Raw genomic sequence first — 19,461 nt, 5'->3', positions numbered from 1 at the left:
CCTCCCCCCCCCCCCCCCCCCCCCCCCCCCCCCCCCCCCCCGCCCCCCCCCCCCCCCCCCCCCCCCCCGCCGCCGTATGCGCAGGGACTTCAGCCGGTGTTGCGCAGGCCCGCCGCCACTCCGTTGACGGTGAGGAGCAGCGCCCGGGCGAGCACCGGGTCGGGCTCTTCGCCGCGCTCGTGCGCGGTGCGCTGCCGGTGGAGCAGGCTCACCTGGAGGTAGGAGATCGGGTCGAGGTAGGCGTCCCGGACATGGAAGGTCTGCTTCAGCACCGGGTTGGAGTCCAGCAGTTCGGTCTCGCCGGTGACCCGCAGCACCTCCCGCACGGTCAGCTCGTGCTCCGCCTGGATGACGTCGAAGACGTGCTTCAGCTCGTCCGGCACCAGGGTGTCGACGTAGTGCCGGGCGATCCGCAGGTCCGTCTTGGCGAGGGTCATCTCGACGTTGGACAGGAAGTTGCGGAAGAAGTGCCAGTGCTGGTGCATCTCGTCCAGCACGCCGTCGAGCCCGGCCTCGCGGGCCGCCTTGAGGCCGGAGCCGACGCCGAACCAGCCGGGGACGATCTGCCGGGACTGGGTCCAGCCGAAGACCCACGGGATCGCGCGCAGTCCGTCGAGGCCCGCGCCGGAGTCGGGGCGGCGGGACGGCCGGGAGCCGAGGTGGAGCTCCGCGAGCTGGTCGACGGGGGTGGAGGCGAAGAAGTAGGCGGGCAGGTCGGGGTCGTCCACGAGGGCGCGGTAGGCGCCGTGGGCGGCCTCGGAGACCGTCTCCATCGCCGCGTCCCAGCGGGCGAGCGCCTCGTCCGACTGGCGCGGGGCGGTGTGCAGGGCCGACGCCTGGAGGGTGGCGGCCACCGTCAGCTCCAGGTTCTCCCGGGCGAGCGAGGGGACGAGGTACTTGTCGGAGATGACCTCGCCCTGCTCGGTGACCTTGATCTCGCCTTCGAGGGTGCCCCACGGCTGGGCCAGGATCGCGTCGTGGGTGGGGCCGCCGCCGCGGCCGACGGTGCCGCCGCGGCCGTGGAAGAGGCGCAGCCGTACGCCGTGCCGGTGGGCGACGTCGCGCAGCAGCCGCTGGGCGCGGTGGATCTCCCACTGGGAGGTGGTGATGCCGCCGAACTTGGAGGAGTCGGAGTAGCCGAGCATGACCTCCTGGACGTCGCCGCGCAGCGAGACCATGCGCCGGTAGGAGGGGTCGGAGAGCATCTCGTCGAGGAGCTGGTCGGCGATCTTCAGCTCGTCGGTGGTCTCCAGCAGCGGAACGATGCCGATCTTGGCCCAGCCCGCGTGCAGATCGACGAGACCGGCCTCGCGGGCGAGGACGGCGGCGGCGAAGACATCGTCCGAGCCCGCGCACATGGAGATGATGTAGGACTCGACGATCTCGGGCCCGAACCGCTCGAAGGACTCGCGGATGGTCTGGAAGACGCCGAGGGTCTTGGCTCCGGCGGCGTCCAGCGGCGCCGGGGAGGGCGCCAGCGGACGGCGCGAGCGCAGTTCCTTGGCGAGCAGCTTGCGCCGGTAGTCCCGGGGCATGTCGGCGTACCGCCAGGATTCCTCGCCGAGGCGGTCGAAGAGCTGGCCGAGGGCGTGGTGGTGGGCGTCGGCGTGCTCGCGTACGTCCATGGTGGCGAGCTGGAGGCCGAAGGCGGCGAGGGTGCGGATGGCGCGTTCGAGGCGGCCGTCGGCGATCAGGGCGCCGCGGTGGGCGCGCAGCGAGTCCTGGATGAGCTTCAGGTCGGCCAGCAGCTCGGCGGTGCCGAGGTAGTCGCGGCCGGGGACGTGCGGGGCGTCCTTGGCGAGGCGCTCGCGGGTGTTGACCAGCTTCTGCCGCATGCAGGTGGCCTTGAGCCGGTAGGGCTCCTCGGCGTTGAGCCGCTTGTAGCGCGGGCTGATCTCGGGCAGCAGCTCCAGGTCGCGCTGGAGGGAGGTGAGCAGTTCCTCGGAGGCGTCGGAGTTGCGGATCGAGCTGGAGAGGGCGGCCCGCAGGTCGTCGACGATCTCCAGGGCGTCGGTGATGCCGTGCTCGTGCTGGAGGATCAGCACCTCCCAGGTCACCTGGGGGGTGACATTGGGGTTGCCGTCGCGGTCGCCGCCGATCCAGGTGCCGAAGGTGAGCGGGCGGGTGGTGACGGGCAGCTCGATGCCGACCCGCTCCAGCTCGGCGGTGAGGTCCTCCAGGACGTCGCCGACGGCGTGGGCGTGCAGCTCGTCGAGGTAGTAGACGGCGTTCCGGGCCTCGTCGGCGGGCTCCGGGCGGACGACGCGCAGCTCGTCGGTCTGCCACAGCAGGTCGATGTTCTCGGCGAGCCGCAGGTCGGCGCGGCGGCTCTCGCCCCCGGCGGCGAGGGTGTCCAGCAGCTCGGCGATCCGGCGCAGCTTGTTGAGGACGGTGCGGCGGGCGGCCTCGGTGGGGTGGGCGGTGAAGACCGGGCGAACTCCCAGGTGCTCCACGGTCTGCCGCAGATGGCCGGGGTCGGCGTCCTTGAGCTGGTCGACGGTGCGGGCGAGGATGCCGCCCTCGGCGGCGCGGCGGGTGCTCAGGTCGCGGCTTCGGTGGACCTGCTCGGTGACGTTGGCCAGGTGGAAGTAGGTGGAGAAGGCGCGCACCAGCTTGGCGGCGGTCGGCAGATCGGTGGTGCCGAGGAGCTCGGCGGCGGCCTCGCCGTCACTGCGGGTGAGGGCGCGGACGCGCTCGACGAGGTCGAGGAGGTCGGGGCCCTCCTGTCGGACCAGGGTCTCGCCGAGGAGGTCACCCAGACGGCGGATATCGGCACGCAGGGCGGCGTTGGTGTGGTCGGCACTGCTCACAGGTGCGGGCTCCTTGCAGTGAACGGGGGTTCCTAGCGGGGGTGGAGCCCCGCGCGGCTGGCGCCGCAGGGCCCGCACCCGGTGCTTTCGGCCATGTGCGGACCGCGCTGTCCGACGCCCCCAGGATAGGTGGCGTCCCCTTGGGCGACACCAGAGCCCTCTTGCCCCGGTTCTCGGCCCTGCCATACTTACGTCGCCGTAGGTTACGGATCCGTAGCCCAGCCCCCGAGCCCCACGAGGGATCCCATGACTGCAAGCCCCGACGTGGCCCACGACGCGCCGAAGGCCCAGGCGACCCCGCCTCCCTCCGCCACGCTGGGCGGGGACAGCAAGCGTTCCATCGAACAGATCACCCTTCTGCTCTTCATCACCGTTCCGTTCATCGCGCTGGTCGCGGCGGTCCCCCTGGCCTGGGGCTGGGGGGTGAGCTGGCTGGATCTGGCGCTGATGGTGGTCATGTACTACATCGGCTGCCACGGCATCACCATCGGCTTCCACCGCTACTTCACCCATGGCTCGTTCAAGGCGAAGCGGCCGCTGCGGATCGCGCTGGCGATCGCGGGTTCGCTGGCGGTCGAAGGGCCGCTGGTGCGCTGGGTGGCCGATCACCGCAAGCACCACAAGTTCTCCGACGCGGAGGGCGACCCGCATTCGCCGTGGCGGTTCGGGGAGACGGTCCCGGCCCTGATGAAGGGGTTGTGGTGGGCACATATCGCCTGGATGTTCGATGAGGAGCAGACCCCGCAGCAGAAGTACGCACCGGATCTGGTCAAGGACGACGCGATCCGTAACGTCTCCCGCCAGTTCGTGGTGTGGACGGTCGTCTCGCTGCTGCTGCCCGCCGCCATCGGCGGTCTGGTGACCTGGTCCTGGCAGGGCGCCGCGACCGCGTTCTTCTGGGGATCGCTTGTCCGGGTGGCCCTGCTCCACCATGTGACGTGGTCGATCAACTCGATCTGCCACGCGGTGGGCAAGCGGCCGTTCAAGTCGCGCGACCGGTCCGGGAACGTGTGGTGGCTCGCGGTGCTCTCGTGCGGCGAGTCCTGGCACAACCTGCACCACGCGGATCCGACGTGTGCCCGGCACGGGGTGATGAAGGGCCAGCTGGACTCCAGCGCCCGGATCATCCGCTGGTTCGAGAAGCTGGGCTGGGCTTATGACGTCCGGTGGCCGAACGCGGACCGGATCGACTCCCGCCGTAAAGAGGCCCCTGTCGAAGCGGCATGATAGAGGGCGTGGAGACCGACAGTAATACCAGCGGCAGCAAGGACCGGACGGCCCGGGCCGTCCGGTCCTCCGGATCCGGACCCCGGCGGCCCCGCAGGGTGCGGATGACCGGCAAGGAGCGCCGGGAACAGCTGCTGGACATCGGTCGGGCGCTTTTCGCCGAACGGGGCTTCGAGGGCACCTCGGTGGAGGAGATCGCGGCGAAGGCCGGGGTGTCCAAGCCGGTGGTGTACGAGCACTTCGGCGGCAAGGAAGGGCTGTACGCGGTCGTGGTCGACCGTGAGATGCGGCGGATGCTGGACATGGTGACCACGTCGCTGACCGCGGGTCATCCGCGGGAGCTGTGCGAGCAGGCCACGTTCGCCCTGCTGGACTACATCGAGGAGTACACGGACGGGTTCCGGATCCTGGTCCGGGACTCCCCCGTCGCCCAGTCGACGGGCACCTTCGCCTCGCTGATCAGCGACATCGCCACCCAGGTGGAGGACATCCTGGGCCTGGAGTTCAAGGCCCGCGGCTTCGACGCCAAGCTCGCCCCGCTGTACGCCCAGGCCCTGGTGGGGATGGTGGCGCTGACCGGCCAGTGGTGGCTGGATGTCCGCAAGCCGAAGAAGTCCGAGGTGGCGGCGCATCTGGTGAATCTGGCCTGGCACGGCCTGGACGGGCTGGAGCAGAAGCCGCGGCTGATAGGCCACCGCAAGGCGTGACGGGGGCGCCTTACGTCTGTTTGGTGGCCACGGCGAAGATCCGGCGGAACGGGAAGGCCGTGCCGTACGGGGCCGGGGGGTACGCCTCGCGCAGCAGCGCGGCGTACTCGCCGAGGAAGCGGTCGCGGGCGGCCGGGTCGTCGGCGAGGGCGGTCAGGACGGGACGCAGGGCGGTGCCCTTGGTCCAGTCGAGGACCGGGTCGTCCCCGGTGAGGATCTGCAGGTAGGTGGTCTCCCAGGCGTCGACCTCGCAGCCCAGCGCGGAGAGCCGGTCGAGGTAGTCGACGGGGTCCAGGGCGGAGGCGGGGCTGCGCAGGGCGTCGGCGAGGCGGTCGCGCCATTCCGGGGCGGTGCACAGGTCGCGCAGCAGCGTGTGACTGGGGGCACCGAAGTTGCCGGGCAGCTGGAAGGCGAGGGTGCCGCCGGGGCGCAGGGCGGCGAGCCAGCCGGGGAAGGCGTCGGCGTGGCCCGGCATCCACTGGAGCGCGGCGTTGGAGGCGATCAGGTCGTAGCGCTCCTCCGGCTCCCAGCGCAGGGCGTCGACGGTACGGAAGTCGAGACGGCCGCCGCCGGTGGTGGGACCGGCGAGGGGCTGGGCCTGTTCGAGCATCTCGGCGGAGCTGTCGAGGCCGGTGACGTGGGCGTCGGGCCAGCGGTCGAAGAGCAGAACGGTGACGTTGCCGGGGCCGCAGCCGAGGTCGGCGATGCGGGGCGGGCGGCCGGATTCCGCGGGGAGCCGGGGAACCCGGGCGAGGAGATCGCGGAAGGGGCGGGCCCGGTGGCCGGAGTGGCGGAGGTACTGGTCCGGGTCCCAGTTGGGTGACGTACGCATGGCGAAGTCCCTTGAACGGGTACGGTTCGGTACGAGCAGGCTTACCGTCCTCCAGAGTCTCTCTTGATGTCAAGAGACTTCATGTCGACAGACCTACTACACTGATCGCCATGGAGGACGAGGTCGACCGGCTGGTGGGGGCATGGCGCCGAGAGCGCCCCGACCTCGATGTCGAGCCGCTTGAAGTGCTCAGCCGGGTCAGTCGGCTCGCGCGCCATCTCGACCGGGCGCGGCGGATCGCCTTCAGCGAGCATCAGCTGGAGTCCTGGGAGTTCGACGTGCTGACCTCGCTGCGGCGGGCCGGGACCCCGTACCAGCTCTCCCCCGGGCAGCTGCTGACGCAGACGCTGGTCACCTCGGGCACTATGACGAACCGCATCGACCGGCTGGCGAAGAAGGGCCTGGTCGAGCGGCTGCCCGACCCCAGTGACCGGCGCGGGGTGCTGGTCCGGCTCACCGCGGAGGGGCGCGACCGCGCCGACCAGGCGCTGGCCGGGCTACTGGATCACGAGCGGGCGATCCTGGCCGAGCTGTCCCAGGCCCAGCGCGCCGAACTGGCGGCGCTGCTACGCCAGCTGACCGCCCCGTTCGACAATTTCCCCGGCTAGGTCGGCCGGGCCGACGCCCGCCCGGCGGGCCAGCGCCACGGCGGCCAGCGTGGAGTGCACGCCCAGCTTGCCCAGCACGTTCTGCATATGGGTGCGGACCGTGTGCGGGGACAGGAACAGCCGCTCCGCCACCGCCTTGCGGCCCAGCCCGGCCACCATGCAGCGCAGCACTTCCCGCTCACGCGGCGTCAGCGATTCGACCAGCCGCTCGCTCTCGGTGCGGTGCTTACGGGCCGCCGTCAGCTCCCGCAGCACGCCGGTGAGCAGCGCGGGCGGCAGATGCGTCTCGTCGCGCAGCACCCCCCGGATCACGGCGAGCAGCCGGACCAGCGAACAGTCCTTGGCCACCCAGCCGGATGCCCCGGCCTGCAGCGCCGCCGCGGCCCGGCGCGGATCGTCGCGCTCGGCCAGCACCACGGTGCGTACCCCAGGCTGTGCGGTGCGCACGCCGCCGACCAGCGCTATGCCGTCCGGCGACCGCCCGTTGACCCGCCCCGGCGGGCCCGAGCCCAAGGCCCCGCCGTGGGCCGCCTCGGCCGGTACGGGGTGCGGTGCGTGGACCGGCTCCCCGTTCAGCGAGCCCAGGTCGGCGTCGATCAGCAGAACGTCGAAGCGGCGCCCCTCGGCCACTCCGCGCTCCAGACAGCGCAGCGCCGCCGGGCCGCTTCCGGCCGCCGCCACGTCCACGTCCTGTTCCGCCGCGAGGGCGGCGGCCAGTGACTCGGCGAAAATGCGATGGTCGTCGACCACCAGAACCCGAATACGTGCCACGGAACCCCCCACGTCGCCGGATACACCCGGATACCCCGAGAGCCAGTACGGGTACGGCGCCCGGGAAAAGGTCACCGCAAACCGCACGGCCGCCGCCGTGCTGAGATCGCTACCCCACCCCGGGCGTCGTACCTGACTGTCTCGCCCCCTGATACACGTCGGCCCCCACCGACGCTGTGCTCAGCGTACGACCGGGCTCCGCCTTCCGGAACGGATGAGCGAAACTGCCCGGCCTCGCCTGTTTACGGTGGTCTTTGTGTTCGGTCTTGGGGAGTAAGGAGACCGAGAACGGCGAAATTTGATCGCTCAACGGCCGAAGGCCACGAGGCCCCCTCGGGGCGAAGCCCTCCGGGAGCCCCTTCCGCCTACTGCCGCCGGGCGCCCGCGCTCGGGACCGCCGGGAAGATCCGCGGGGCCCGGTGTCCGGCGGCGGCGAACGCCTCGTCGACCGCCTTGGCCACCGCGTCCGCGTCCGCCGCCTCGACCAGCACGATCGCCGAGCCGCCGAAGCCGCCGCCGGTCATCCGCGCGCCCAGCGCGCCCGCCGTGTTCGCCGCCTCCACCACGAGGTCCAGCTCGGCGCAGGAGATCTCGAAGTCGTCGCGGCACGAGGCGTGTCCGGCGGTCAGGACCGGGCCGATGGACCGGGTGTCGCCCGCGTCCAGCCGCTCGATGACCTCCTGCACCCGCTGGTTCTCGGTCACCACATGGCGCACCCGGCGGCGCACGGTCTCGTCCACGCCGAGCCCCGCGAGGGTGGTGAGCGTCGCGTCCAGGGTCTCGAACGCCACCTCGCGCAGCGCGGGCACACCGAGCGCCCGCGCGGCCGACTCGCACGCGGCGCGCCGGTTGGCATACGCGCCGTCGCCCAGCTCGTGCTTGACCCGGGTGTCCACGACCAGCAGCCGCAGCCCCTCCGCCGCGAGGTCGAACGGCACCTGCCGCTGGGTGAGGTCGCGGGCGTCGAGGAAGAGCGCATGGCCCTCGGTGCAGCAGGCGGAGGCCATCTGGTCCATGATCCCGCAGGGGACGCCGACGAACTGGTTCTCCGCGCGCTGGCACAGCTGGGCGACGCGCTCCGGGGTGAGCCCCAGCCCGTACAGATCGCTGAGCGCGGTGGCCGTGACCACCTCCAGCGCGGCGGACGAGGACAGCCCGGCGCCGGTGGGCACCGTCGACTCGTAGTGCAGGTCCGCCCCGCCCGCCGCCGCGCCGGAGAGCAGCCCCTCCTCGCGCAGCGCCCACACCACGCCCGCCGGGTAGGCCGCCCAGCCGCCGCGGTCGCCGCCCGCGGCGACCGGGGCCAGCTCCTCGACGCGCAGCTCGACGGCCCCGCCCGGGGCGTCCCCGGAGTGGACGCGCAGCACCCCGTCGGTGCGCGGCGAGGCGGCCGCCAGGCAGGTGTGCGGCAGGGCGAGCGGCATCACGAAGCCGTCGTTGTAGTCGGTGTGCTCACCGATCAGGTTGACCCGGCCGGGCGCCGCCCACACGCCCTCCGGGCCGGTCCCGTAGACCTCCCGGAACCCCGCCGATACGTCGCTCACTCGCTCTCCCCTGTCCTTGTACAACCGTCGACCGCGGCCGGGCGGCCGCGCTTTCGCCTAGTGGGTCCGCTGCGCGAACTCCCACGCGTCCGCGACGATGCCCTTCAGGTCCGCGCGGCTCGGCCGCCAGCCCAGGCGCTCCTTGGCGCGCTCGGCCGAGGCCACCAGCACGGCCGGGTCGCCGCCCCGGCGGTCGGCGACGACCTCGGGGATCGGGTGGCCGGTGACCTGGCGCACGGTCTCGATGACCTCGCGGACGGAGAAGCCGTTGCCGTTGCCGAGGTTGCAGATCAGGTGCTCGCCCGCGGCGGCACCGCCCAGCGCCAGCAGATGCGCGTCGGCCAGGTCGGCGACGTGGATGTAGTCGCGGACGCAGGTGCCGTCGGGGGTCGGGTAGTCGTCGCCGAAGACGGAGATCGCCTCGCGGCGGCCCTGCGCGACCTGGAGCACCAGCGGGATCAGGTGCGACTCGGGGTCATGGCGCTCGCCGTACGCCCCGTAGGCGCCCGCGACGTTGAAGTACCGCAGGGAGACCGCGGCCAGGCCGTGCGCGGCGCACTCCCCGCTGATCATGTGGTCGACGGCGAGCTTGGTGGCGCCGTACGGATTGGTCGGCGCGGTCGCGGCGTCCTCGGTGATCGGGACCTCGTCCGGTTCGCCGTAGGTGGCGGCGGTGGAGGAGAAGACGAGGGTGCGGACCCCCGCGTCCCGCATCGCCGCGAGCAGCGCGGTGGTCCCGCCGACGTTGTTGACCCAGTACTTCTCCGGGTCGACGACGGACTCGCCGACCTGCGAGGACGCCGCGAAGTGCAGCACGCCGTCGTACGAGGCGTCGAGCCACTTGGCCGCGTCCTGAATGCGGCCCTCGATGAACTCCGCGTCCGCCGGAACGCCCTCGCGGTGCCCGGTGGACAGGTCGTCCAGGACGGTCACCCGGTGCCCGGCCTCCAGCAGATGCGCGGCGACCACGCTGCCGACATAACCGGCACCGCCCGTGACCAGGTACTTCTTCTGCTGCGCATTGCTCACTTGCTCGCTACCTCTCGCAGTCGCTCGGCCGCGGCCTCCGGCGGCACATCGTTGATGAACACATTCATGCCGGATTCGGAACCCGCGAGAAACTTCAGCTTGCCGGGAGTGCGGCGGATGGTGAAAAGCTCGAGGTGAAGTGCGAATTCCTCGCGGTCCGCACGGCTCACCTCCGCCCCCTTGCCGAACGGCGCCTGGTGCCAGGCGGCGATGTACGGCGTGGGCGGCTCCCCTTCCCCGAAGATCCGGTCGAAGCGCTTCAAGAGTTCCAGATAGATCTGTGGAAACTCTGTGCGTGCGGCATCGTCCAGCGCGGTCAGGTCCGGGACCCGGCGCTTGGGGTAGAGGTGCACCTCGTACGGCCAGTGTGCGGCATACGGGACGAAGGCGGTCCAGTGCTCGCCGTCGAGGACGACGCGCCGTCCGTCGGACCGCTCATCGGCGACCACATCATCGAACAGATTCCGACCGGTCCGCTCACGGTGCTCGGCGAGCGAGCGGAGCATCAGCCGGGTGCGCGGCGTCGGAAAGGGATACCCGTAGATCTGGCCGTGCGGATGGCCGAGGGTGACGCCGATCTCCCTGCCGCGGTTCTCGAAGCAGAAGACCTGCTCGACGGAGGGGAGTTGGGCCAGCTCGGCGGTCCGGTCGGTCCAGACGTCGAGCACCAGGGCGGCCTGCTCGACGGTGAGATCGGCGAAGGAGGCGTCGTGGTCGGAGGTGAAGCAGACGACCTCGCACCGCCCCGCGTCACCGGCCAGCGAGGGGAAGCGGTTCTCGAAGACGGCGACGTCGTAGTCGGAGGCGGGGACCTCGCTGTGCCGTCCGTCGCGCGAGGGGCACAGCGGGCATTCGTCGGCCGGCGGGTGGTACGTGCGCCCCTGGCGGTGGGAGGCGACGGCCACGTCGTCGCCGAGGAGGGGGTCGTGGCGGATCTCGGAGCGGGTCGAGATCGGGTCGAGCGGCCGCTGATCGACGGCGTCGCGCACCGCGTCATCGCGCGCGTCGTAGTAGATCAGCTCGCGTCCGTCCGCGAGCCGCGTCGCCGTCTTCTTCACGTCCGCCAGCTCCTGTCAGCTCCACCAAACACAACTAAACATAATGAACCACAAGCCAACAGCGGCGTCAATGCGCCAGGAAGCCGTGCAAATAGAGCAGGATTGTGCGTTATGCACCTTCTGGCAGCAGGGCTCCGGCTCCCCACCAACGCCCTCGACTACACCATCCTGATCCTCTACTTCGCCGTCGTCCTCGGCGTCGGCTTCGCCGCCAGACGGAGCGTGAAGACCAGCCTGGACTTCTTTCTCTCCGGCCGGTCACTGCCCGCGTGGGTCACCGGTCTCGCCTTCGTCGCCGCCAATCTGGGCGCCCTGGAGATCCTGGGAATGGCGGCCAACGGCGCCCAGTACGGCGTCTACACCGTGCACTGGTACTGGGTGGGCGCGATTCCGGCCATGGTCTTCCTCGGCCTGGTGATGATGCCGTTCTACTACGGCTCCAAGGTCAGGTCGGTGCCCGAGTTCCTGCTGCACCGCTACGGGCCGCCCTCGCATCTGCTCAGCTCGATCATCTTCTCCGTGGCGTCCGTGCTGATCGCGGGCGTCAATCTCTATGCGATGGCCATCGTCGTCGAGGCGCTGCTCGGCTGGCCGCAGTGGGTCGCCATCGTCGTCGCCGGGCTGTTCGTGCTCGCGTACATCACCCTGGGCGGGCTCTCCTCGGCGATCTACAACGAGGTGCTGCAGTTCTTCGTCATCCTCGCCGCGCTCATCCCGCTCACCGTCGTCGGCCTCAAGCGGGTCGGCGGCTTCGGCGGGCTCAAGGACTCCCTCGAAGCCTCCCACGGGCCCAACTTCACCTCCGCGTGGGGCGGCACCGGCATCGGTTCGGACAACCCCCTGGGCGCCAACTGGCTGACCATCGTGCTCGGCCTCGGCTTCTGCCTGAGCTTCGGCTACTGGACGACCAACTTCGCCGAGGTGCAGCGCGCGCTGTCCGCCAAGAACCTCTCGGCCGCCCAGCGCACCCCGCTGATCGCCGCGTTCCCCAAGATGTTCATCCCGCTGATCGTGGTGGTCCCGGGGCTGATCGCCCTGGTCATCTCGCCCGGCATCGGCTCCACGAAGAGCGGTCTGCAGTACAACGACGCGATCCCGCTGCTGATGAGCGAACTGCTCCCCAACGGGGTGCTGGGCGTGGCGGTGACCGGGCTGCTCGCCGCCTTCATGGCGGGCATGGCGGCCAACGTCTCCTCCTTCAACACCGTCTTCACCCATGACATCTGGCGGGCGTACCTCAGGAAGGACCGCGCGGACGAGTACTACCTGCTGACGGGGCGGGTGGTGACCGCGATCGGGGTGCTGGCCGGGATGGGGACGGCGTTCATCGCGTCCTCGTTCAGCAACATCATGAACTACCTGCAGACCCTGTTCTCGTTCTTCAACGTGCCGCTGTTCTGCGTCTTCATCATCGGGATGTTCTGGCGGCGGGCCACCGCCCCGGCCGGGTTCTGGGGGCTGCTCAGCGGCACCGTCGCCGCGATGATCAACTACTTCTGGCTCTACAAGGACGGCGTCATCTCCATCCCCAGCGACCAGGGCGCCAACTTCGTCTCCGCCATCGTGGCGTTCGTGGTCGGCGGGGTGGTGATGGTCGCGATCACCCCGTTCACCAGGCCCAAGCCGGAGGCGTCGCTGGCCGGTCTGGTCTACGGAACCACCGCCCCCGGCCTGGCCGAGCCCCCGGCGCCGGGCGACGAAGCCTGGTACCGGCGGCCCGCCCTGCTCGGCTGGGGCGCGATCGTCCTCGCGGCCCTGTGCTACATCCCGTTCTCCCTGTGAGCCCCATGACCCTCCTGCGGACAAGGAACCCGCGCCATGAGTGACGACTACGAGTACCAGCACGAAGTCGAGGAGCTGGAAGGGAAGTCGGCGACCGCGGCCCGGCTCTTCGACGTACGGCGCATCATCGGCGGCCTGTTCGTGATCTACGGGATCATCGTCACGATCGCCGGGATCACCGTCTCCGACGCGGGCCTGAAGAAGGCCGAGAACATCAACATCAACCTGTGGACGGGCGTCAGCATGCTCATCCTCGGCCTGCTCTTCCTGCTCTGGATGAGGCTCAGGCCGCTGCCCGTGCCGCACCCCGCCCCCGAGCAGGGCCCCGCCCGGCCCGGGGACGCGGAGGGCTGACCGACGCTACGGGGCGGCGCCGCGGTGCGTCGCCGCCCGGTCCAGCAGGCCGGTGCGCGCCGCCAGCGCCGCCGCCTCCAGCCGGGAGCCGACCCCGAGCTTCATCAGCACCCGCTGCACATGGGTGCGCGCCGTGCTGGGCGCGATCCCCATGCCCGCGGCGATCAGCCGGGTGTCCTCGCCCTCGGCGACCCGCATGAGCACCTCCACCTCGCGCGGGGTCAGCATGCGCAGCAGCCGGGCTCCCTCGTCGTCCGGCTGGGCCGCGGGATTGAGCAGCTCCGCGAACGCCCCCTGTAACAGCTGCGGGGCCACCGCCGCCTCGCCCGCGCGCGCCTTCATCATGGCGCGCTCGACGCCCTCGATCCGCTCGTCGTGCCGGACATAGCCGGAGGCGCCCGCGGCGAACGCGGCCGCGATGCCGCGCGGGTTCGGCACCGGGCCGAGCACCACCACCGCGACCTGTGGCCGCTCCTTCTTGATCCGCACGACCGGTTCGAACACGCCCGGATCGGCGGGTGCCGCCGTCCCGAGCAGACACACCTCCGGTGCCCGGCTCACCACCAGCTCCGCCGCTCCCGCGCTCGGCGCGGCCGCGGCGAGCACCCGGTGCCCGCGCAGCTTCAACGCCGAGGCGAGGGCCTCCGCGAGCAGGCGGTGGTCATCGACCACCATGAGTCGCACGCCCATGAGCTTCCCCCCTTTGCCCCGGGAAGCTACACGCTTGTTCGACGTTGCGCGCCCCTTACCCGGAAGAAGCCCCCCGGAATGCCGAAATCCCGCCCATCTACGCCTACTTGACACCTGATTGACGTCCGAAAGAGACCGTTGTGGCCTGCCCCGGGGGCGGATTCGATCATGGAGAAAACGGCGGCGGCCCCGGCCGTACGGTGGGTACGGGCGGGGCCGCCGTGGCGTGCGCGGGTGCCGTCAGCCGCGGTCGGCTGCCGCGGCCAGCTCTCGCGGTCAGCTGCCGCCGAAGACGAGGGCCAGCGGGTCGTCCTTGTCGTACGAGCCCGAGGGCTTGTCGGCGTAGACGGTGCTCATGTACAGCCGCTGGTCGGAGTAGATGATCTCCGAGTAGGTGGGGCTGAACTTCGACTCCATCTCCCCGCTCTCGGCCGGGTTCTGGAGCAGCTTCGCCTTCTCGTACGACTTGGGGTCGATGCGCCAGACCGCGCCGCCCTCGTCGTAGGTGCTCTCCTGGTAGGCCAGCACGAAGCCGTCCTTGTCGAGCCCGAGCGGCGTCATCGCGGCGCGCTTGACGCCGTCGGCCTTGCCGACCGGCTTGCCGGTCGCCAGGCTGAACGCCACGATCTCGTTGGCGGTGGTGGTGCTGTCGTAGCTGTTGCGGTCCTCCGACCCCAGGAAGAGGGCGTCGGCCGACTTGCTGACGGCGATCTGGCGGCAGCCCTCGACGCTGGTCGAGGGGCACTTGGCCTGGTACTTGCCGTTCTCGGTGCTGATCTTCGCGCGCACCGTACCGACCTTGGCGCTGTCGTCGATGGACAGGTAGTCCGAGACCCCGGAGCCGGTCGAGTCGCCCGCGTCGAGACCGATCACCAGCGGGTCGGTGGACGCGATGTGCACGTAGTCGATGCCCTGCGACACCTTGTACGCGGACTTCACCGCGCCGGTCTTCGGGTTCAGCGTCTGGATCTGGATCTGCGGGCTGTCGTAGTCGCCGCACTGGCGCACCGCGACGAGCTTGGCGTCACCACCGGCGTACCCGCGGTCCTCGCAGTCCTCCTCGGACTTCGGCTTCCACAGCTCCTTGCCCGCGGTCGACCAGGCCGCGCCGCCGCTGGTGCCGCCCGCGGCGACCGTGCCGCCGCCGAAGGTCACCTCGTCGAAGGAGATCTTCTCGTCGCCCTCGGTGATGTCCCGGTGCCAGCGCATCTTGCCGTTCTTCAGGTCCAGCAGCGCGACCTGGTTGCAGCTCGGGTACTTGTCCTCCTTGGAGGGCTTGGCCTCCTGGTAGAGGACCGCCGTCAGGCCGTCCTTGGAGACGTGCTCCGAGGACCAGCAGACCGCGCCGGCCAGCGGGATCGACCACTTCGCCGAGCCGCCGTCCAGCGGATAGCCGTCGATCTTGTTGACCCCGGCCTTCACGAAGGTGTCGCCGGTGGTCCACATGCCGTCGACCGTGACCTGGTCGTCGACCTTCGGCATCGGGAGCTTGTTGATCAGCCGGGCGTTGACCGTCTTGGGGGCGGGCTTGTTCTTGGTGCCGCCGCTGCCGCTGGTGCTGCCCTGGCTGGTCTGCTCGTCCTTGCCCTTGGCCTCGTTGTCGTCACCGCCCTGGGTGGCGAACCATATGCCGCCGCCGATGACCAGTGCGACCGCGACCACCGCGCTGACGATGACCGCCATCCGCTGCTTGGACCGGCCGTTGCCGCCGCCGGGGCCGCCGCCCTGGCCCGGGCCGCCGGGGTACTGCGGCTGGGGCGGGTAGCCGTAGTTCTGCTGGCCGTAACTCTGCTGGCCGTACGGCTGCTGCTGGTACGGGGACGGCATGCCCACCTGGGTGGGCTGCGCGTGCACCCCCGGGTAGCCGTAGCCGCCCGCGCCCTGCGGGGGCGTCTGCGGCGGCTGCGGTGCCTGCGGCGGCTGCGGCGGCGGGCCGGGGGGCGGCGGGGGCGGGACGGGTGGCTGATTCGGGTAGCCGTAACCCGGCTCCTGCGGAGCGCCGAAACCGCCCTGCGGCGGCTGGTTGGGCGGCGGAGGCGGTTGTGACATGGGTATTCCTTTGCGGGCGAGCCCATGCGCCGACTCGGCCTCCCCCGCGATCCCGGCGGCCAAACCCCGCCAGGAAGGAGCGAATCAGACATGCGACCCGCCGGTGAGCACCAGGTAAGGCGGGAGTTCTTTCTATCACCCGGTCATGACAAGCCACGGGCCGGTCACAAGCTCATGGAGCAGCTGAGACCGGCCCGTGACGCGACTGTTGCTCAGGCGTCGTCCGCTGACGCCCGTCGCTCAGGCGTCGTCGGCCAGTTCCAGCCAGCGCGTCTCCAGGTCGTCGCGCTCCCCCGTCAGTTCCCGCAGCTTGGTGTCCAGCTCGGCGACCCGGGCGAAGTCCGTGGCGTCCTCGGCGATCTGGGCGTGCAGCGTGGACTCCTGCTCGCTGATGCGGTCCAGCCGCCGCTCGATCTTCTGGAGTTCCTTCTTCGCGGCACGCTGCTCGGCCGCCGACCGCTGCTGCCCGCCGGACGGCGCCTCGGCGGCCTTCTGCTTGCCGGAGGCGGCCGGGGTCGGCGCCGCCGCGGCCAGCGCCCGCTGGCGCCGCTCCAGGTACTCGTCCACCCCGCGCGGCAGCATGCGCAGCGTGGCGTCGCCCAGCAGGGCGAGCACCCGGTCGGTGGTGCGCTCCAGGAAGTACCGGTCGTGGCTGATGACCACGAGCGAGCCCGGCCAGCTGTCGAGGACGTCCTCCAGCTGGGTCAGGGTCTCGATGTCCAGGTCGTTGGTCGGCTCGTCCAGGAACAGCACATTGGGCTCGTCCATCAGCAGCCGCAGGATCTGGAGCCGACGCCGCTCACCGCCGGACAGATCGCCGACCGGCGTCCACTGCTTCTCCTTGGTGAAGCCGAACTTCTCGCACAGCTGCGAGGCGGTCATCTCCTTGCCCTTGCCCAGGTCGACGCGCTGCCGCACCTGCTCGACGGCCTCCAGGACGCGCAGGGTCCGCTCCAGTTCGGCGACCTCCTGCGAGAGATACGCGAGCTTCACGGTCTTGCCGACGACGATCCGGCCCTCCGGGGGCTGCTGTTCGCCCTCGCTGCGCGCGGCCTCGGCGAGGGCGCGCAGCAGCGACGTCTTGCCCGCGCCGTTCACGCCCACCAGGCCGATCCGGTCGCCGGGGCCCAGCTGCCAGGTCAGATGCTTCAGCAGCAGCTTCGGCCCGGCGGTGACCGTCACGTTCTCCAGCTCGAAGACGGTCTTGCCGAGGCGGGAGTTCGCGAACTTCATCAGCTCGGCGTTGTCGCGCGGCGGCGGTACGTCCTCGATCAGCGCGTTCGCCGCCTCGATGCGGAAGCGCGGCTTGCTGGTGCGGGCCGGGGCGCCGCGGCGCAGCCAGGCCAGCTCCTTGCGCATCAGGTTCTGCCGCTTGGCCTCCTCGCTGGCGGCGATGCGCTCGCGCTCGGCCCGGGCGAAGACGTAGTCGCTGTAGCCGCCCTCGTACTCGTGGACCGCGCCGCGCTGCACGTCCCACATGCGGGTGCAGACCTGGTCGAGGAACCAGCGGTCGTGGGTGACCACCACCAGCGCCGAGCGGCGGGCCCGCAGATGACGGGCCAGCCAGGAGATGCCCTCGACGTCGAGGTGGTTCGTCGGCTCGTCGAGGACGATCAGGTCCTGCTCGCCGATCAGCAGCTTGGCGAGCGCGATACGGCGGCGCTCGCCGCCGGACAGCGGGCCGATGACCGTGTCCAGACCCTGCGGGAAGGCGGGCAGGTCGAGCCCGCCGAAGAGCCCGGTGAGGATGTCGCGGATCTTGGCGTCGCCCGCCCACTCGTGGTCGGCGAGGTCGCCGATCACCTCGTGCCGGACGGTGGCGGCGGGGTCGAGCGAATCGTGCTGGGTCAGCACCCCCAGCCGCAGGCCCCCGGCCTGGGTGACACGGCCGTCGTCGGCGGGTTCGAGCTTGGCGAGGATCCGGATGAGCGTGGTCTTCCCGTCCCCGTTCCGGCCGACGACGCCGATCCTGTCCCCCTCGTTGACCCCGAGGGACACGCCGTCCAGCAGCGCACGGGTGCCGTACACCTTGCCGACGGCTTCGACGTTGACCAAGTTGGTGACCATCACACTCCTGTTACGCGGATCGATCGACGTCCCAGGGTAGTCGCGGTCACGGAGTGGTGACCGTCGCCCCGGGCGCCGGGCCGGACGCCGTCCGTACGGTGCGGCAGGTGCCGGACGCCGCGAGCGCGGTGGCCACGTCCCGGGCGGCCTCCGCGTCCTTCGCAAGGAACGCGCAGGTCGGGCCGGAGCCGGAGACCAGGCTCGCGAGCGCCCCGGCGTCCGCGCCCGCGCGCAGCGTCTCGGCGAGCGCTGGGCGCAGGGAGAGCGCGGCGGGCTGCAGATCGTTGGTCACGGCGGCCGCCAGCGCGGCCGGATCCCCGGTGCGCAGCGCCGTGAGCAGCGCCTCCGACGGCTCGGGGTCGGGGATCGTCGCGACGGTCGCGCCCGCCCCGGTCTCCTCCCGGAGGCGATCGCACTCCCGGTAGACGGCCGGGGTGGACAGCCCGCCGTCCGCGACCGCGAACACCCAGTGGAAGGTCCCGCCCGTCTCCAGCGGCGTCAGCAGCTCCCCCCGGCCACGGCCGAGGGCCGCCCCGCCGACCAGGCTGAACGGGACGTCGCTGCCGAGGTCGGCGCAGAGCGCGAGGAGTTCGGTGCGGCTGGTGCGCGTCCCCCACAGCGCGTCGCACGCCAGCAGCGCCCCGGCGGCGTCCGCACTGCCGCCCGCCATGCCGCCCGCGACGGGGATGTCCTTGGCGATGTGCAGATGCACGTCCGGCGCGAGGCCGTGGCGCGCGGCGAGCGCGGCCGCCGCGCGGGCGGCGAGGTTGCTGTGATCGGTGGGGACGTGCGGTGCGTCTTCGCCCTCGACGGTGACGCGGAGGGTTTCGGCGGGGGTGGCCGTGACCTCGTCGTGGAGCCCTACGGCGAGGAAGACGTTGGCCAGGTCGTGGAAGCCGTCGGGGCGTAGGCCGCCGACCGCGAGCTGAACGTTGACCTTCGCGGGCACGCGGACGGTCACGGGGCGGGTCACGGGGCTCCTAGATGCGGTGTGGATGGCGCGATGCGCCCCATTGTCGCGCCTGCGGTGAGGGTCAGGTGGTGGGGGCGTGTTCGGCGATGGCGGCGAAGTCTTCTACCGTCAGGGACTCGCCGCGGGCCTGGGGGGAGATGCCCGCTGCCGTCAGGGCGGCTTCGGCGGCGGTCGCGGAGCCTGCCCAGCCGGACAGGGCGGCGCGGAGGGTCTTGCGGCGCTGGGCGAAGGCCGCGTCGACGACGCGGAAGACCTCCTCGCGGGAGGCGGTCGTCGGAAGGGGGTCGGCGCGGCGGGTCAGGGAGACGAGGCCGGAGTCGACGTTCGGGGCGGGCCAGAAGACGTTGCGGCCGATGGAGCCCGCGCGCTTGACGTGCGCGTACCAGGCGGCCTTCACGGAGGGCACGCCGTAGACCTTGGAGCCGGGCGGGGCGGCCAGCCGGTCGGCGACCTCCGCCTGCACCATCACCAGGGTGCGCTCGATGGTGGGGAAGCGGGCGAGCATGTGGAGGAGGACGGGGACGGCCACGTTGTACGGGAGGTTGGCGACCAGGGCGGTCGGGGCGGGCCCCGGGAGCTCGGTGAGGTGCAGCGCGTCGGCGTGGACGAGCGCGAAGCGGTCGGCGCGCTGGGGCAGCCGGGCGGCGACCGTGGCCGGGAGGGCGTCGGCCAGTACGTCGTCGATCTCGACCGCGGTGACCCGGTCGGCGGACTCCAGCAGGGCCAGGGTCAGGGAGCCGAGACCGGGGCCGACCTCGACGACGACGTCGTCGGGCCGCACCTCGGCGGTGCGCACGATGCGGCGCACCGTGTTGGCGTCGATGACGAAGTTCTGGCCGCGCTGCTTGGTGGGGCGTACGCCGAGGCGGGCCGCGAGGGCGCGGATGTCGGCGGGGCCCAGCAGGGCGTCGGTGGTGCCGGGGTCGGTTGAGCTCACCGGGGAAGTTTACGGGCCGGGCG

16 protein-coding genes are annotated in these 19,461 nt (G+C 71.5%); 5 read left to right on the top strand and 11 right to left on the bottom strand.

Features of this window, described 5'->3' with window-relative positions:
* Positions 1-89 precede the first annotated feature (89 nt).
* Complete coding sequence (gene ppc / locus ACZ59A_RS09910; RefSeq protein WP_470955912.1) at positions 90-2,810, bottom strand: phosphoenolpyruvate carboxylase; 2,721 nt, start codon at positions 2,808-2,810, stop codon at positions 90-92.
* A gap of 246 nt (positions 2,811-3,056) precedes the next feature.
* Between ppc and ACZ59A_RS09905 the strand changes: the two genes are divergently transcribed.
* Both ACZ59A_RS09905 and ACZ59A_RS09900 read left to right on the top strand, forming a co-directional pair.
* Positions 3,057-4,037 (top strand): acyl-CoA desaturase, encoded by a 981-nt coding sequence (locus tag ACZ59A_RS09905; protein WP_470955910.1) that lies wholly within the window; start codon positions 3,057-3,059, stop codon positions 4,035-4,037.
* Positions 4,034-4,744, top strand: coding sequence for a TetR/AcrR family transcriptional regulator (locus tag ACZ59A_RS09900; protein WP_361487222.1), 711 nt, complete (start codon positions 4,034-4,036; stop codon positions 4,742-4,744). The genes ACZ59A_RS09905 and ACZ59A_RS09900 overlap by 4 nt, the downstream gene beginning before the upstream one ends.
* A 10-nt stretch (positions 4,745-4,754) precedes the next feature.
* On the opposite strand, the gene ACZ59A_RS09895 is transcribed toward ACZ59A_RS09900, so the two are convergent.
* A complete protein-coding gene (locus ACZ59A_RS09895; RefSeq protein ID WP_470955902.1) occupies positions 4,755-5,576 on the bottom strand; it encodes a trans-aconitate 2-methyltransferase in 822 nt (273 codons plus the stop codon).
* Between the two features lie 110 nt (positions 5,577-5,686).
* On the opposite strand from ACZ59A_RS09895, the gene ACZ59A_RS09890 reads away from it, so the two are divergent.
* Positions 5,687-6,184, top strand: a complete 498-nt coding sequence (locus ACZ59A_RS09890) for a MarR family winged helix-turn-helix transcriptional regulator (RefSeq protein WP_468053758.1) — start codon at positions 5,687-5,689, stop codon at positions 6,182-6,184.
* On the opposite strand, the gene ACZ59A_RS09885 is transcribed toward ACZ59A_RS09890, so the two are convergent.
* The 4 genes from ACZ59A_RS09885 to galT form a co-directional block, all read right to left on the bottom strand.
* A complete protein-coding gene (locus tag ACZ59A_RS09885; protein ID WP_470955896.1) occupies positions 6,143-6,955 on the bottom strand; it encodes a LuxR C-terminal-related transcriptional regulator in 813 nt (270 codons plus the stop codon). The genes ACZ59A_RS09890 and ACZ59A_RS09885 overlap by 42 nt on opposite strands.
* Before the next feature lie 365 nt (positions 6,956-7,320).
* Positions 7,321-8,499 carry a galactokinase gene (gene galK / locus ACZ59A_RS09880; protein WP_470955893.1) on the bottom strand — a complete coding sequence of 393 codons (1,179 nt, stop codon included), beginning with the start codon at positions 8,497-8,499 and terminating at the stop codon, positions 7,321-7,323.
* Positions 8,500-8,556: 57 nt separating this feature from the next.
* The gene (gene galE / locus ACZ59A_RS09875) at positions 8,557-9,528 is read right to left on the bottom strand and encodes a UDP-glucose 4-epimerase GalE (RefSeq protein ID WP_470955891.1); all 972 of its coding nucleotides are present in this window, start codon (positions 9,526-9,528) and stop codon (positions 8,557-8,559) included.
* A complete protein-coding gene (gene galT, locus ACZ59A_RS09870) occupies positions 9,525-10,586 on the bottom strand; it encodes a galactose-1-phosphate uridylyltransferase (protein ID WP_470955890.1) in 1,062 nt (353 codons plus the stop codon). Before galT ends, galE begins: the two co-directional genes overlap by 4 nt.
* Before the next feature lie 111 nt (positions 10,587-10,697).
* Between galT and ACZ59A_RS09865 the strand changes: the two genes are divergently transcribed.
* Both ACZ59A_RS09865 and ACZ59A_RS09860 read left to right on the top strand, forming a co-directional pair.
* Positions 10,698-12,368, top strand: a complete 1,671-nt coding sequence (locus ACZ59A_RS09865) for a sodium:solute symporter family protein (RefSeq protein ID WP_470955887.1) — start codon at positions 10,698-10,700, stop codon at positions 12,366-12,368.
* Positions 12,369-12,404: 36 nt separating this feature from the next.
* A complete protein-coding gene (locus tag ACZ59A_RS09860) occupies positions 12,405-12,722 on the top strand; it encodes a hypothetical protein (protein WP_470955885.1) in 318 nt (105 codons plus the stop codon).
* 6 nt (positions 12,723-12,728) lie between these two features.
* Here the strand turns inward: ACZ59A_RS09860 and ACZ59A_RS09855 are convergent, their stop codons facing one another.
* From ACZ59A_RS09855 to rsmA, 5 genes are all read right to left on the bottom strand, one after another.
* Complete coding sequence (locus tag ACZ59A_RS09855; RefSeq protein ID WP_470955883.1) at positions 12,729-13,412, bottom strand: response regulator transcription factor; 684 nt, start codon at positions 13,410-13,412, stop codon at positions 12,729-12,731.
* A gap of 276 nt (positions 13,413-13,688) precedes the next feature.
* Positions 13,689-15,461 (bottom strand): hypothetical protein, encoded by a 1,773-nt coding sequence (locus tag ACZ59A_RS09850; RefSeq protein WP_470955881.1) that lies wholly within the window; start codon positions 15,459-15,461, stop codon positions 13,689-13,691.
* A gap of 240 nt (positions 15,462-15,701) precedes the next feature.
* The gene (locus ACZ59A_RS09845) at positions 15,702-17,528 is read right to left on the bottom strand and encodes an ABC-F family ATP-binding cassette domain-containing protein (RefSeq protein ID WP_470955879.1); all 1,827 of its coding nucleotides are present in this window, start codon (positions 17,526-17,528) and stop codon (positions 15,702-15,704) included.
* Positions 17,529-17,574: 46 nt separating this feature from the next.
* Positions 17,575-18,501 carry a 4-(cytidine 5'-diphospho)-2-C-methyl-D-erythritol kinase gene (locus ACZ59A_RS09840; RefSeq protein WP_470955878.1) on the bottom strand — a complete coding sequence of 309 codons (927 nt, stop codon included), beginning with the start codon at positions 18,499-18,501 and terminating at the stop codon, positions 17,575-17,577.
* A gap of 61 nt (positions 18,502-18,562) precedes the next feature.
* Positions 18,563-19,438 (bottom strand): 16S rRNA (adenine(1518)-N(6)/adenine(1519)-N(6))-dimethyltransferase RsmA, encoded by an 876-nt coding sequence (gene rsmA, locus ACZ59A_RS09835; RefSeq protein WP_470955875.1) that lies wholly within the window; start codon positions 19,436-19,438, stop codon positions 18,563-18,565.
* Positions 19,439-19,461: the final 23 nt, after the last annotated feature.

Source organism: Streptomyces sp. NPDC040405 (assembly GCF_055595765.1).
Note: the sequence above shows the minus strand (reverse complement) of the source record. Positions and strands in the feature narration are given on the sequence as shown.